Origin of the sequence: Bordetella genomosp. 11 (assembly GCF_002261215.1) — a bacterium.
Classification (GTDB): Bacteria; Pseudomonadota; Gammaproteobacteria; order Burkholderiales; family Burkholderiaceae_B; genus Bordetella_C.
On sequence record NZ_NEVS01000004.1, the window covers coordinates 1,606,424 to 1,619,432 of the forward strand.

Below are 13,009 nucleotides of genomic sequence, written 5' to 3' on the forward strand. Positions count from 1 at the left end.
CTGATGAGCCGCCTGGACGCGCTCGCGCGTATCGGCGCCACCGCCGCGGGCGGCGTCAATCGGCAGGCGCTGTCGCCCGAGGATGCGCAGGCCCAGTCCCTGATGGCGGACTGGGGCGCCGCGCTGGGGCTGCAGGCCAGCCGCGACGCGGTGGGCAACTTCTTCCTGCGCTGGCCGGGCAGCGAAGCCGGACTGGCCCCGCTGCTTGCCGGATCCCATCTGGACAGCCAGCCCACCGGAGGCCGCTATGACGGCGTCTATGGCGTCGTCGCGGCGCTGGAGGCGGTGCAGGCGCTGCAGGCCTCGGGCCTGCGGCCGCGCCGCGCCATCGATGTGGTGGCCTGGATGAACGAAGAAGGCTCGCGCTTCGCGCCCGGCATGATGGGTTCGGCCGTCTTCGCCGGACAGCGAACCCTGGACGAGACCCGCGCGGCGCGCGACGCCGACGGCATCTCGGTGGGCGAAGCCCTGGACGCCGCGTCGGGATTGCTGGGCCACCTGCCGCACCGGCCCTTGGGCGGCGCGGTGCATGCCTACATCGAAGCGCATATCGAGCAAGGGCCCGTCCTGGAGCGCGAGGGCCTGCCCATCGGCGTGGTCAGCGGCATCCAGGGCAAGCACACGTTCCGCGTTTGCGTGCAGGGCGAAGCCGCGCACGCCGGCACGTCGACCCGTGCCGAACGCAAGGACGCGCTGCTGGCCGCCACCGCCATGGTGCAGGCACTGGCGGCGGCGCTGCACGATCGCCAGGACATCGTGAAGTTCACGGTGGGCCGTTTCGACGTCCAGCCCAGCGCGCCATCGGTCGTGGCCAGCGGGGTCGTGTTTTCCATAGACCTGCGCCACCCCGACAGCGACGAGCTGTCGCGCCTGTCGGCCCTGGTCGCGCCAATCTGCGAAGCACACGCCGGCCCCTGCGCCGTGCAGGTGCAGCGCCTGTCGGCCGCGGATTCGCTGGTCTTTCCGGAGACCCTGCGCGCGCGGATCCGCACGACGGCCGACGCGCTGGCGCTGCCGCACCGCGACCTGATTTCGGCCGCGGGCCATGACGCGCGCTACCTGCATGCCATCTGCCCGTCGGCCATGATTTTCGTGCCGTGCCGCGAAGGCATCACCCATAACGAAACCGAGTACGCCAAGCCCGAGGACCTGCATGCCGGCGCGCGGGTGCTGGCCGACGTACTCGCGGACCTTGCAACAGAGGAAGCGCCATGACCATCGCCATCCGATCCGCCTTGCAGGCGTCTCCCCCCGTGCCGGACGGGGCCGCCGCACCGCACGCGCAGACCGATCCGGCGCGGGCGGCCGTCGCGCCAGGACGCGCGGCCGCGCAACCGTTGCTGGCGCTCTCCGGGATATCCAAGACCTTCGGCGCGGTCCAGGCCCTGAGCCAGCTGGAAGTGGACATCGCTCCGGGCGAATTCGTGACCGTCGTGGGCCCCAGCGGCTGCGGTAAGAGCACCCTGTTCAACATCGTCGCCGGGCTGGAAGAACCCGATGCGGGCGGCCGCGTGGAATTCCTGGGCAAACCGTGCCGCGCGCGCGATCTGCTGGGCAAGGTGTCGTTCATGCCGCAGCGCGACCTGCTGCTGCCCTGGCGCAGCGTCATCGACAACGCCATCCTGGCCGTGGAGCTGGAAGGCGTGCGCCGCGCCGACGCCCGCCGCGACGCGCTGGAAATGCTGCCGGAGTTCGGCTTGGCCGGCTTCGAAAAGCAGTACCCGCACGAACTGTCCGGCGGCATGCGGCAGCGCGTCGCGCTGATGCGCACATTCATGTTCAAGCGCGACCTGATGCTGCTGGACGAGCCCTTCGGGGCCCTGGACGCGCTGACGCGCAGCATGATGCAGCGCTGGCTGCTGGATGTCTGGCAGAAGCACCGCCGTACCATCCTGTTCATCACCCACGACGTCGACGAGGCCCTGTTCCTGGGCGATCGCGTACTGGTCATGACGGCACGACCCGGCCGTGTGAAGCTGGAGCAGAAGGTCTCCCTGCCGCGCCCGCGCCTGCCCGATATCGTCACCTCGCCCGAATTCATCGAACTCAAGCGCACGCTGCTGGCTGCCATCGAGGAAGAAAGCATGAAATCATTCACCGCGGCCGGAACGGCCCAGGGACAGGCATGAGCGGCGGCCGCGCTACGGATAGCGCCGCGCCGCCCTGCCCCGCCGGCATGCCCGCCGCGGAATGGGAAGCCCGCGTGGCGCTGGCCGCCTGCTACAGGCTGGTCGCCGCCTTGAAGATCGACGACCTGATCTACAACCACATCAGCCTGCGGCTGCCCGGTCCGGGCGACCGCTTCCTGATCAACCCCTATGGCATGCTGTTCGAAGAAATCACCGCTTCCAGCCTGGTGCTGATCGATACGCAGGGCCGCAAGCTTGGCGATTCGCCGCACGAGGTCAACGTGGCCGCCTTCGTGATCCACGGCGCCATCCACCAGGCCCGCCATGATGCGATGTGCGTGCTGCACACGCATTCGGATGCCAGCGTGGCGGTATCGGCCCAGCGCGACGGACTGCTGCCCTTGTCGCAGTTCGCCATGCGCTTCTACGGCCACCAGGCCTTCCATGACTATGAAGGCGTGGCCATCGACCTGGACGAACGGCAGCGGCTGGTGGCCGACCTGGGCGGACACCCCGTCATGCTGATGCGCAACCATGGCCTGCTGACGCTCGGGCGCACGCCCGGCGAAGCCTTCATGCTGCTGTACTACTTCGAACGCGCCGCGCGCATCCAGCTCGCCATGCAGGCCGCGGTGGCGGGCGGCGCGGGGCCCATCGTCGTGCCGGACCACGACGTGTGCGAAAAAGCCGCGCGCCAGTTCTGGCGCAACGAAGGCGACATCCTGGTGGCCGGCGAACGGGAATGGCCGGCGCTGGTGCGGCAACTGGACCGCAACGATCCCTCATACAAGCGATAGCAGTTCTTTTCTGATGCGGCCGGGACGCCCCGGCCACTACTGGAGGCCCATGATGCTACAGACGCGCCCACTGCATGCTGGATTTGGAATCGAAGTGCTGGGACTGGACCTGTCCACGCCGGACAGCGACGCCGCCGTGGACGAGCTGGTGCGGCAAGTGGACCGCCACTCCCTGATCCTGGTGCGCGGGCAGGCGCTGAGCAACCAGCGCCACGTCGACATCAGCCGCCGCTTCGGCGACCTGATGACCCACGTGCTTAAGCAGTTTCTTACCACCGGGTTGCCCGAGATCTATGTCCTGTCCAACGTGACCGAACAGGGCAAGCCCATCGGCAACCACAAGGAAGGCTGGAACTGGCATTCCGATCTGTCCTATGTGGCCGAACCCAGCATGGGCTCGCTGCTCTACGCCGTCGAAGTCCCGCCCGAAGGCGCGGACACGCTTTTCGCCAGCATGCACCTGGCCTACGAGGCGCTTCCCGCCGGGATACAGGCGCGCATACGCCACCTGACCGCCACGCATTCCTACGCCGGCTACTACGGCAAGGCTTTCGCCGACCGCACGCCCCTGAGCGAGGAACAGAAGGCGCGCACGCCCGACGTCGTGCATCCGGTGGTGCGCACGCACCCCGTGACGGGCCGCCTGTCCTTGTACGTCGGCCAGGACATCGTCAAGCAGATCAACGACCTGCCCGAAGAGGAAGCCGAGGCCCTGCTCGCGGAGCTTAACCGGCATGCCATCTCCGAAGAATTCACGTATCGGCACAAGTGGCAACAGGGCGACCTGATCATCTGGGACAACCGCTGCACCATGCACTGCGCCACGCCTTACGAAGATACCCGGTACCGACGCATCATGCACCGGACAACGGTCGCGGGCACGCGGCCTTTTTGAACGCAAGGGGATAAAACGATGAAGACCAAGCGCTTGTTTACCCTGTTGGCATGGGCGGCCACGTTCGGGCTGGCCGCGCCCGCCCTGGCCGCGCCGGCCGCCAAGGAACCCGTCAAGGCGACGCTGCGGCTGAAGTGGCTGCCGCAGACGCAGTTCGCCGGCTTCTACTACGCGCTCGCCAAGGGCTACTACAAGGAAGAAGGCATCGATCTGACCATCAATCCCGGCGGTCCGAACCTGCTGACGGAAAATCTGGTGGCCACCGGCGCCGACACCTTCGGCCTGTCGGGCGGCACCGACAGCGTCATGGCCGCGATCGACAAGGGCATGCCCATTGTCGCCGTGGGCGTGTCGCACCAGATCACGCCCTTCGTGTTCGTCACGAAAAAGGACGGCCCGAAGACATTGAAAGAGTTCGAGGGCAAGAAGGTCACCGCCTGGTTCACCGGCGCCCAATACGTGCTATTCGGGATGCTGGCCAACCAGGGCGTCGATCGCAGCAAGGTCGATATTCAGCCGCAGCAGGTCAGCGTGACGCCTTTCGTCAACGGGGATGTCGATGTGGTGACCGCCACCTGGTACAACGAGCTCTATACGATTCGCCAGCGCGTGGGCGAGCAGAACCTGCGCATGTTCAAGGCCGAAGACTACGGCATCACCTTTCCTCGCGATACGCTGATCGTGTCCACCAAGACGGCGCAGGAGCAGCCTGAACTGGTCAAGGCCTTCCTGCGAGCCTCCATCCGCGGCTGGCGCGAGGCCATGGCCCATCCGAAAGACGCGGTCGATATCGTCATGAAGGTCGCGCCCACGCTGGACCGGGCACACCAGGAATTCATGCTGACCGAGGCCTACCGTCTGATGACGGCGGGCAAGGCGAAGACCGAAGGCCTGTTCTGGATCGATCCGGCGGCGATGCAGAAGGCAGAGGAGTTCCTGCTCACCAACAAGGTGATCAGCAAGCCGGTTGACGTCTCCAAGGCCTTCGATAGCCGCTTCCTGCAGGCCATCCCGGTGGCGGAGCGGCGTCCATGAAGACGGGCCAGCCGCGCGCCGGCTCGGCGGCGGCCGTGCTGCTGCGCGGCGCCGCCGGCATCGTGGCCGTCGGCGTGCTGTGGGAGCTGGTCGTGCGCGTGGGCGGCATCAAGCCCTACTACCTGCCCAGCCTGTCGTCCATCCTGCAGGCCATCGCCGCCTTGCCCGCGACCTATGCCGGCAGCTTCCTGCGCACCTTGTCCGAAACCGTGCTGGGCTATGCCGCCGGCGCGGTCGTCGGCGTGGTCAATGGCGTGATCTTCCATCGCGTGCGGCTGCTGCGCGAGCTGGTATTCCCGCTCTTCATCATCTCGCAAACCATCCCCGTGATCGCCTTCGGCGCGGTGGTCGTGCTGTGGTTCGGCAACACCATCCTGGCCAAGGCCTTGATCGCCTTCTACCTGACTTTCTTCCCGGTCACGGTGAACACCCTGCAGGGACTGGAGGCTGTGGACCGGCGCCAGCTGGATCTGCTGCGCAGCTTCGGCGCCACGCCGCTGCAGTTGCTGCTGCGCCTGCAACTGCCCGCCGCGCTACCGCAGATCTTCGTCGCGCTGCGGCTGGCGTGCACGCTCAGCCTGCTCGGCGCCATCGCGGGCGAATGGTTCGGCGACACCACGGGGCTGGGCGTGCTGCTGCTGCAAGCCATGTACAACGAGCAGTTCGTCGCGTTGTGGGCGGCCATCCTGATGGCCGGCATACTGGGCACGTCCTTCTATGGGCTGGTGGCCTGGGCCGAGCATAAAGTGGTCTTCTGGAGGGCCGAGCTATGACTATCAGATTGCCCAGGCCGACGCGCGCGGCCCGGCGCGCCGTGCTGGGACTGGCGGGACTGGCCGTGCTGTGGGAGCTGTGCGCACGCCTGCTGAACCTGCCGGAATACGTGCTTCCCCGCTTCAGCCGCATTCTTGCCGCCGTCGCGGACCAGCACGCCCTATTGCTGGCCGCGGCTCGCATGACGGTGATGGAAGCCGTTTGCGGTTTCCTGCTCGGGGCTGCCGCGGGCATCCTGCTGGCCATCATCCTGACCATGCTCCCGCGCGCGCGCGGCGTCGTGCTGCCCATCGCCACCGCGCTGAACTCGGTACCGGTGGTGGCCTATGCGCCGCTGATCCTGCTCTGGTTCGGCATGGGCCCGGAATCGAAGATCGTCATGGTGGCCCTGGCGGTGGGCTTCACGGTGTTCCTGCATGCCCTGGCGGGACTGGACCGTGTGGACCAGCGCGCGGTGGACCTGATGCGCAGCTTCGGCGCCGACCGCGCGGCGATCCTGTGGCGGCTGCGGCTGCCGGCCGCCATACCGTTGACCGCCGCCGGCATGCGCGTGTCCACGGTGCGGGCCATGATCGTGGCCATCGTCACCGAGATGCTGGGCGCCACCGGAGGACTGGGATGGACCATATTCCAGGCCGTCCTGCAGATCGATTTCGTCCAGGTGTGGTCGGCCATCTTCGTCGCCTCGGCGGCCAGCCTGCTGTTCTTCGGTATCGTCAATCTGCTGGAGAAACGCTACATCTTCTGGAAGTAGTCCTGGCCTCGATGGCTTGCTTGCCGCCCGCCCGCGCCGGCGGGACCGGATGGCTACCTATGGCGGAATCACCTGGGGCGCCGATCCTCCACCCGGCCCCCGATTGACCCAAATCAAGAATGGCCGTGGTCGAAAGCGCGAGATTACGGCCATGGCATCCGCCATGACGACCGTGACAGGAGCAAGCGATGCTGGACACCGAACTACGCAGGCACGTCCTGGATGAACTGGACTTCGACCCCAGCCTGGACGCCCGCAACATCGGCGTGACGGTCCAGAATGCCATCGTGACCCTTGCCGGCCATGTGGGCTCGTATGCGGAGAAATACAACGCCGAGCGCGCCACCCAGCGGGTCAAGGGCGTGCGCGGCATCGTCGAGGAAATCGCCGTCCGCGTCCCCTCGTCGGCCCTGACCGACGACGGCAAACTGGCCAAGCGGGCGGCCGATGTCATCGCCTGGGACGCCAGCCTGCCGCCCGACGCGGTCAAGGTCAAGGTGCAGAACGGCTGGGTGACCTTGTCCGGCACGGTGGATTGGCAATACCAGCGCACCGCCTGCGAAAGCGCCGTTCGCCGTCTTTCCGGCGTGGTCGGCGTGGCCAACCTCATCGCGATCAAGCCGCATCTGTCGGCGGTCGACGTCAAGGCGAGCATCGACCGTGCGCTGCAGCGCAGCGCCGAAATCGAATCCCGCAATATCACCCTCAATGTGTCGGGCGGCGCGGTCACCCTGCAAGGGGGCGTGCAGAGCTGGCATGAGCGCGACGCCGCGCAACGCGCCGCCTGGTCGGTGCCGGGCGTGACGTCGGTGGTAAACCGGCTGGTCGTGGGCTGACTGTCTGGAGGTTTCTGCCCAATGAATTTCGTCCACCCGCAACTCCGGAGATCGAGAATGTGGAAAATCGCCATTCCCAAGCACGCATGGCTGGCGCTGTGCGATGGCGCGCGAGGACTGATCCTGCGCAACGACGGGGACGCCGCGAACCTGTGCCTGCGCACCGTCGCCGCCTACGAGCGCAGCGCCGCGTCCACCCATGAACTTGGCACGGACCGGCCGGGCCGCGTGACCGCCTCGCTGGGCTTCCCGCGCAGCGCGGTAGAGTCCCCCGACCTTCACGACCGTACGGAAGAGGAGTTCGTGGCGCGCTTCGTCCACGAGCTGGATTGCCACGTCAGGAACGACCCGCACGGCCGGCTGATTATCGCCGCGCCGCCGCGCGTCCTGGGACGCGTGCGAAAGATCCTGAATCCGGAATTGCGAGACAGATTGTTCGCCGAGATCCCGAAGGATCTCACCGCGAATACCGTGGCGGAGATCCAGGGCAGGCTATCGGCCTGACGGTATCCCTACCCGTCTCGCCGTTTTCTTGATGCCGGCAACGAAGCCGGATGCCTGCACGATGCGACTTCGTAGCGGTCCATCAGGGGCGGCAGCGGTGCTTGTAGAGGATCGTGCCCATGAAGCTATGGGCCGGGTAGCCCAGCCGCCGGACGGAACGCCGCGCGTGCGGACGGTGCACGGCGCAGGACGGCATGGTCCTCTTCGGTCAAACTGACGGGAACACCGCGGCGTATGAGGGCGGCGAAGTCCTCGTCGGGCGCCATCACGGTCAGGCAGTACAGCTTGCCGCTGCCCGTGTTTTCCACCGCGTGATGAGCCCCTGGCCTGACCAGCATGGCGTCGCCCTGGCGCAAATCGAGCACGGCGCCGTCCGCATAGGCCCGCCCTTCGCCGGCAAGGATGAAAAACATCTCATGCGCGCGCGCATGCACGTTCGGCGGGGTACGGCCACCGGGTTCGAAGATCTCCACCACGGCGACCAGGTCGCAGCCCTCGCCTTCGCCATCGAAGATGAGGGCGAAGTAGTTGGTGTCCCCGGCCGAGATGCGATAAGCCGGACATTGGTCCATGGTTTTTCTGATGGCCTTGGGAATCACGATGGCTATCCTTGAAGCAGGTCGGTGCTCGTGGCGGTGAAACCGAAGCACTGGCGCACGTTGTAGCGGGTGGCTTGCAGGCAGAAATCCGGCGACGTCGTCGCGCAGCAATCGTCCAGGTAGACGCAGTCGTAGCCCAGGCTGTTGGCGTCGATCAACGTCGCCAGCACGCATTGATCGGCATTGACGCCGGCAAAGAACAAGGTCGTGACGCCCAGATTGCGCAGGATGGCGTCAAGCGGCGTGTCCCAGAATCCGCTCATGCGGTATTTGTCGACGCGTATGTCCGACGTTTCGACGCGCAGTTCTTCCACGACATTGGCGGCCCACGATCCCGCCTCCAGCACGCGATCGGGCCGCGACGGCAGCGGATCGCCCAGGCCTGTGCCCTGGCCCGAAGGCTTGTAGACGTGAACGACGGACGGGCTCAGGTTCATGAGGTCGGGACGATTGCCCCAGTTGACCCACAGCACCGACATGCCCGCGCGCCGCGCGCGCGGCAGCAAGGCGGCCAGCGGCGCGATAGGCTGGCGAGCCGGCGTGACATCGACGCCGACCACCGCGCCCAGCCAGCCTTGCGGATGACAGAAGTCGTTCTGCATGTCGATCACGACCAGCGCGCTGCGCGCGAGATCCACGGTCAGGGATTGCGGCTGGGCAGGCAAGCGCACGGGTCTGGCGGGCCGCGGTTCGCGTACCAGGCTGGCGTGCGTCGCCGACACGCGCCATTGGTTGCCGCGGGCGCTGCCCAGGGCGATCAGATCATCGTGCGACGTCATGGCATGCTCCTGATCGCATCGAGCGGATAGGCGTGGACTTCGGCGATCAACTCGGCCAGGCCCGACGCGGCATGCTCGACGATCGCGGCGCCGCGTCCGGCATCCGCATCCAGCGCATTGCCGCTCGCGCCGCCGGGATGCAGGTCCTGAGCCTGCCAACCGAAGCCGACCTTGCCTTCGGCGCGCAGATGCTTGTACCGCTGTTCGATGGCGACGCTGGCGGGCGTGAAATCACCCGCCAGCTCCATGCGCACCAGGTCCGGCCGCAACGCCAGCATCATCGAGGTTTCCTTGCCGCCCCCATGGATGCCATGGATGCGCTCGGTCTCGCTGAAGGCATCGCGATCCGGCCAGCCGAAGCTCCAGGTCGCGGCGCACACCACGAACATGCCCAGGCGCACGCGCAGATCGCGCGCGACGATATCCATGATCTGCGGCTGGCCACCGTGGGAGTTGAACAGCACCAGTTTGCGCAGGCCCGCCCGGTGCACGCTTTCGCCGATATCGGTCAGCAGCGCGATCAGCGTTTCCGCGCGCAGGGTCAGCGTGCCCGGGAACGCCTGGTGTTCATTCGATTTGCCGATGGCCTGCATGGGCAGGAAAACAGCAGGAACCTCTGGCGCCACCAAAGACATGGCGCGCTCCACCACGCCGGCGTTCAGGCAGGCGTCCACGTAGACAGGCAGGTGAGGACCATGCTGCTCGATCGCCGCGACCGGCAGGATGGCTACCGTGTCCGCCGGCAGGCGAGAAAACTGGGGAGACGTCATTTCCACCCAGAGCCGGCTGGGCACGGAGCAGGTCGATGGCGTGGCCGTCATGGCGCACTCCTTGCATCGAGGGGGGTGCCCAGCATCAGCCGGACTTCGGATTGCCTGCCAGGCCCATAGTGGACCGACAGCGTGGTGATGGGCATCCGCACGGCCGGCACCGATGCCGGGTCGGCGCCGGTGCCAGGATTCACCGCATAGGCCGGATACGCCGACGCGGCCACCGCCACGCGCAGCGACTCTCCCTTCTGCAGGGTCACACAGGCCGCATGCATCGCCACGTTCACCGGCGCGTCCGGCCGCCACTCCCGCACACGCGCATAGCCATCGGCGATCACTTGCGATCGGCCGTCCGGCTGGATCCGGTTCAAGCTGCACGACACGTCGAAGTCGGCCTGGTCGCAGCTCAGGTACAGAACGGCCGAGACCTTCCCCGCCACGTCCAACGGCGCATCCAGCGGGGCGGAATCGAAGGTCATGACGTCCGGACGCTGATCCACCGCCTGCCGGTCCACCGGACCCGGCGGCGTGCCGTAGGGTCCGCCGGCGGAAGGCGCGGGGCGCCACGGATCGTTGACGACGCTGTCATGGCCTGGCGTTTCCGGCCATGGTTCGCCGTCGGGCAGCAAGCGGCCATCGCCCACGCGCAACGCCGCCAGGCCGTTGCCGGCCAGCGCCCAGCGCGACACGCGATCCGGCCAGCGGTCGAAAACGCGCCAGCACTTACGCCCCAGATCGAAGGACCGTATCGGGGGCTCGACGTCGATCCCGTTGTCGATGTCCTTGAGCCACCGGTCGAACCAGCGCACCTGCCGTGCGTCGATATCGGTTTCGGCATCCGGGCCGTAGTCCACGCCGGCCGTCTTGCGCGCCCAGGGAAAGTGCGCCCACGGGCCGATATCCATACGCATGGGCCCGGCGCCGAGCGCGCTCAGGTCGCGGTACGCCTGCAGCACGGTCTCGTTGTAGGGGTCATGCCACCCACCGATGAAGAAGGTGGGTATCCGCCGCGCCGCGATCTCGGCTGCGTGCGCGGCAGCGGAAATGCGTTGCCAGTACGGATCGTCGGCCGGCGTCTCCAGCCATCGCGCGTAGTGGGTAAGATCCGCATGCTGACGCATGTAGCGGGGCCAGGCGGTGACGGCTTCGTTCAAGGGCAAGGCGCGCGCGGCGGCCATCAGTTCGGCATAGGCCTGCGCATCGCCGCGCCGGCGCGCCGTCTCCGACGCCAGTTGCGTGGCCCAGCCCAGGGTGCTCTGCAAGCGCAATGCCCCTTGCTTCCAGGCCCAACCCTCGCGCGAATCCCAGGGCGTCATCGCCGGCGCGATGGCCCGCAGGGCCGGCCCGGCCGCGCTCGCCGCCATCAGCTGGTTGTAGCCCTGATACGAAAAACCATACATGCCCACGCGGCCGTTGCTACCCGGCAGGCCGGCCGCCCAGTCGACCGCATCCGCGCCATCCTGCGCATCGTGTTCGCCGATCAGGAACTCGCCTTCGGAAGTCCCACGGCCACGGATATCCTGCACCACCACGATATAGCCTTGCGACGCGTACCAGGCGGGATGCGCGTAGCAGATCGCGCAGGCGATGCGTCGGCCATAGGCCTGCCGCATCAGCAACACCGGATAAGGCCCTTTGCCTACCGGCCGGTAGACGTCCGCATCCAGGCGTACGCCATCGCGCGTATGCATGGAAAGCGTCTCCGGGGATTGCACCGTCAATCTCGACATGGCTCGCCTCCCCTCAAGCCGAAGGCGCCGCCGCCCGGGCGGTATGCTCTTCCCAACCGCGCAACTTGCCGGGGTTGAGCAGGCCATCGGGATCGATGCGCGCCTTCATGGCCACGATGTCGGGATTCACGCGCCCCTGCTTGCCGTCCTCGACGATGTAGACGTGCGGGTTGTTGATGCCGACGCCATGGTCCCGGTGTATCTGCATGATCTCCTGCAAGCGCTCGTCGGAGCGATAACGGATGATCTGCAGGCCGCTGCAAGTCAGCTGCCCCTCGCGGTTGCGCAGGAACTCCAGGTGCATGAGAACCTCGCCCGCCAGCTTCGACTCCATCTCCAGTGCCTGTTCCACATAGCGGTTCGGATCGAAGGCGCTCTGGATATAGGTCAGGCTCTTGTCGTGCTTGAGGGCATTCAGCGTGGTGTGGTTCCAGGTGAATTCGATCAGGTGGCGCGCGCTGGCTTGCGCTTCCTGGGCCGTCTTTCGATAGGACAACTGCCCGCCGCGCCGCGCCAGGCATTCGAGCATGCCCTGTTCGGACGCCGGGTGCACCAGCAGGATGACGGCGTGGCAGCCTTCGGGCAGGCTGTCCGACAAGGCGTTGAAATACGCCGGGATGGGCGCGCCCAGGAAGCTGATTTCCTTCTTGATCAGGCCAGGCGAACGCGCCACGTCATCGGCGAAGCGCAGGCCGTTTTCGAAATCATCGAATATCGCGATGCATTCCAGCCAATCCTGCGCCGGCGCCAGCGCCACTTCCAGCTCCAGGACGATCCCCGTGGTGCCGTAGGTGTGATGCAGCAGCAGCGCATCGGGGGCGCGCAGCTCCAGCACGCGGGGCTCCGGCTCGATGGTCATCACCCGCACGCCCAGCACATTGCCGATCGCCGCCACCGGCCCATAGGTGATCGAGCCCGCGCCGCCGAACCCACCGCCGTAAAGGCCGCCCAGCGTCGCCGTGCGGTAGGTGGAGGGCAGCCAGCGCAGTTCCTGGCCGTGTTCGCGCGCATAGCGGTCGAAGTCGCCCAACTTCACGCCTGCCTGGGCGCGGCCGACGCCGCCGCGCACCCACAGCGGCTGGCCATAGGCGCTCAGATCCAGCACCACGCCCCCCTGCAGGGGCGTCGACTGGCCGTAGTTGCCCGTACCGCTGCCACGCGGGGTGATGGGCACGCCGGCGCGAGCGCAGGCCGCCACGACCAGACGGATTTCCGCTTCGGTGCGGGGACGCACGACCAGGTCCGCGCGCTTGCCGGCCAGCGTGCGTTTGAGCACGGGGCTGAACCACGCGAAATCGCTGGACAAGCGGTTCACCTTGATCGGCTCGGTGATCCAATCCAGGTCCGGCAACTGCCCGGGCAGCGCCGCGCAGGCCTGCGCGACCGAGTTCGCATCTAGCATGAGAA

The 13,009-nt window shown here is 67.1% G+C and carries 14 protein-coding genes; 9 read left to right on the forward strand and 5 right to left on the reverse strand.

Going from position 1 to position 13,009, the window contains the following annotated elements:
• The first annotated feature begins 3 nt into the window (after window positions 1-3).
• The 9 genes from CAL28_RS14865 (at window position 4) to CAL28_RS14905 (ending at window position 7,724) form a co-directional block, all read left to right on the forward strand.
• Complete coding sequence (locus tag CAL28_RS14865; RefSeq protein WP_254926133.1) at window positions 4-1,215, forward strand: M20 family metallo-hydrolase; 1,212 nt, start codon at window positions 4-6, stop codon at window positions 1,213-1,215.
• Window positions 1,212-2,129 (forward strand): ABC transporter ATP-binding protein, encoded by a 918-nt coding sequence (locus CAL28_RS14870; protein WP_094842096.1) that lies wholly within the window; start codon window positions 1,212-1,214, stop codon window positions 2,127-2,129. Before CAL28_RS14865 ends, CAL28_RS14870 begins: the two co-directional genes overlap by 4 nt.
• Window positions 2,126-2,926: a class II aldolase/adducin family protein gene (locus tag CAL28_RS14875; RefSeq protein WP_254926134.1), complete on the forward strand. Its 801-nt coding sequence runs from the start codon at window positions 2,126-2,128 to the stop codon at window positions 2,924-2,926. Before CAL28_RS14870 ends, CAL28_RS14875 begins: the two co-directional genes overlap by 4 nt.
• A 49-nt stretch (window positions 2,927-2,975) precedes the next feature.
• Entirely contained in the window at window positions 2,976-3,821 is an 846-nt protein-coding gene (locus tag CAL28_RS14880) for a TauD/TfdA dioxygenase family protein (protein WP_254926135.1), read from the forward strand.
• An 18-nt stretch (window positions 3,822-3,839) separates the two neighbouring features.
• Complete coding sequence (locus CAL28_RS14885) at window positions 3,840-4,856, forward strand: ABC transporter substrate-binding protein (protein WP_094842097.1); 1,017 nt, start codon at window positions 3,840-3,842, stop codon at window positions 4,854-4,856.
• Window positions 4,853-5,629, forward strand: a complete 777-nt coding sequence (locus tag CAL28_RS14890; protein WP_094842098.1) for an ABC transporter permease — start codon at window positions 4,853-4,855, stop codon at window positions 5,627-5,629. The genes CAL28_RS14885 and CAL28_RS14890 overlap by 4 nt, the downstream gene beginning before the upstream one ends.
• Complete coding sequence (locus tag CAL28_RS14895) at window positions 5,626-6,384, forward strand: ABC transporter permease (protein WP_094842099.1); 759 nt, start codon at window positions 5,626-5,628, stop codon at window positions 6,382-6,384. The genes CAL28_RS14890 and CAL28_RS14895 overlap by 4 nt, the downstream gene beginning before the upstream one ends.
• A gap of 188 nt (window positions 6,385-6,572) precedes the next feature.
• Complete coding sequence (locus CAL28_RS14900; RefSeq protein WP_094842100.1) at window positions 6,573-7,220, forward strand: BON domain-containing protein; 648 nt, start codon at window positions 6,573-6,575, stop codon at window positions 7,218-7,220.
• 57 nt (window positions 7,221-7,277) lie between these two features.
• Window positions 7,278-7,724: a baeRF12 domain-containing protein gene (locus CAL28_RS14905; RefSeq protein ID WP_176464004.1), complete on the forward strand. Its 447-nt coding sequence runs from the start codon at window positions 7,278-7,280 to the stop codon at window positions 7,722-7,724.
• Between the two features lie 125 nt (window positions 7,725-7,849).
• On the opposite strand, the gene CAL28_RS14910 is transcribed toward CAL28_RS14905, so the two are convergent.
• Genes CAL28_RS14910 through CAL28_RS14930 form a run of 5 tightly spaced genes read right to left on the reverse strand, consistent with a single transcriptional unit; the run spans window position 7,850 to window position 13,004 of the window.
• Window positions 7,850-8,323, reverse strand: coding sequence for a cupin domain-containing protein (locus CAL28_RS14910; protein WP_217906579.1), 474 nt, complete (start codon window positions 8,321-8,323; stop codon window positions 7,850-7,852).
• Between the two features lie 5 nt (window positions 8,324-8,328).
• Window positions 8,329-9,102 (reverse strand): cysteine hydrolase family protein, encoded by a 774-nt coding sequence (locus CAL28_RS14915; protein WP_094842102.1) that lies wholly within the window; start codon window positions 9,100-9,102, stop codon window positions 8,329-8,331.
• A complete protein-coding gene (locus CAL28_RS14920) occupies window positions 9,099-9,923 on the reverse strand; it encodes a creatininase family protein (RefSeq protein WP_217906580.1) in 825 nt (274 codons plus the stop codon). Before CAL28_RS14920 ends, CAL28_RS14915 begins: the two co-directional genes overlap by 4 nt.
• A complete protein-coding gene (locus CAL28_RS14925; RefSeq protein ID WP_176464005.1) occupies window positions 9,920-11,602 on the reverse strand; it encodes a CocE/NonD family hydrolase in 1,683 nt (560 codons plus the stop codon). Before CAL28_RS14925 ends, CAL28_RS14920 begins: the two co-directional genes overlap by 4 nt.
• A 13-nt stretch (window positions 11,603-11,615) precedes the next feature.
• Window positions 11,616-13,004, reverse strand: coding sequence for an FAD-binding oxidoreductase (locus CAL28_RS14930; protein WP_094842104.1), 1,389 nt, complete (start codon window positions 13,002-13,004; stop codon window positions 11,616-11,618).
• Window positions 13,005-13,009 lie beyond the last annotated feature (5 nt).

Coding starts and splice junctions, on each gene's coding strand:
- CAL28_RS14865 (WP_254926133.1), top strand. CDS start 4: ATGAGCCGCCTGGACGCGCTCGCGCGTATCGGCGCCACCGCCGCGGGC.
- CAL28_RS14870 (WP_094842096.1), top strand. CDS start 1,212: ATGACCATCGCCATCCGATCCGCCTTGCAGGCGTCTCCCCCCGTGCCG.
- CAL28_RS14875 (WP_254926134.1), top strand. CDS start 2,126: ATGAGCGGCGGCCGCGCTACGGATAGCGCCGCGCCGCCCTGCCCCGCC.
- CAL28_RS14880 (WP_254926135.1), top strand. CDS start 2,976: ATGATGCTACAGACGCGCCCACTGCATGCTGGATTTGGAATCGAAGTG.
- CAL28_RS14885 (WP_094842097.1), top strand. CDS start 3,840: ATGAAGACCAAGCGCTTGTTTACCCTGTTGGCATGGGCGGCCACGTTC.
- CAL28_RS14890 (WP_094842098.1), top strand. CDS start 4,853: ATGAAGACGGGCCAGCCGCGCGCCGGCTCGGCGGCGGCCGTGCTGCTG.
- CAL28_RS14895 (WP_094842099.1), top strand. CDS start 5,626: ATGACTATCAGATTGCCCAGGCCGACGCGCGCGGCCCGGCGCGCCGTG.
- CAL28_RS14900 (WP_094842100.1), top strand. CDS start 6,573: ATGCTGGACACCGAACTACGCAGGCACGTCCTGGATGAACTGGACTTC.
- CAL28_RS14905 (WP_176464004.1), top strand. CDS start 7,278: ATGTGGAAAATCGCCATTCCCAAGCACGCATGGCTGGCGCTGTGCGAT.
- CAL28_RS14915 (WP_094842102.1), bottom strand. CDS start 9,102: ATGACGTCGCACGATGATCTGATCGCCCTGGGCAGCGCCCGCGGCAAC.
- CAL28_RS14920 (WP_217906580.1), bottom strand. CDS start 9,923: ATGACGGCCACGCCATCGACCTGCTCCGTGCCCAGCCGGCTCTGGGTG.
- CAL28_RS14925 (WP_176464005.1), bottom strand. CDS start 11,602: ATGTCGAGATTGACGGTGCAATCCCCGGAGACGCTTTCCATGCATACG.
- CAL28_RS14930 (WP_094842104.1), bottom strand. CDS start 13,004: ATGCTAGATGCGAACTCGGTCGCGCAGGCCTGCGCGGCGCTGCCCGGG.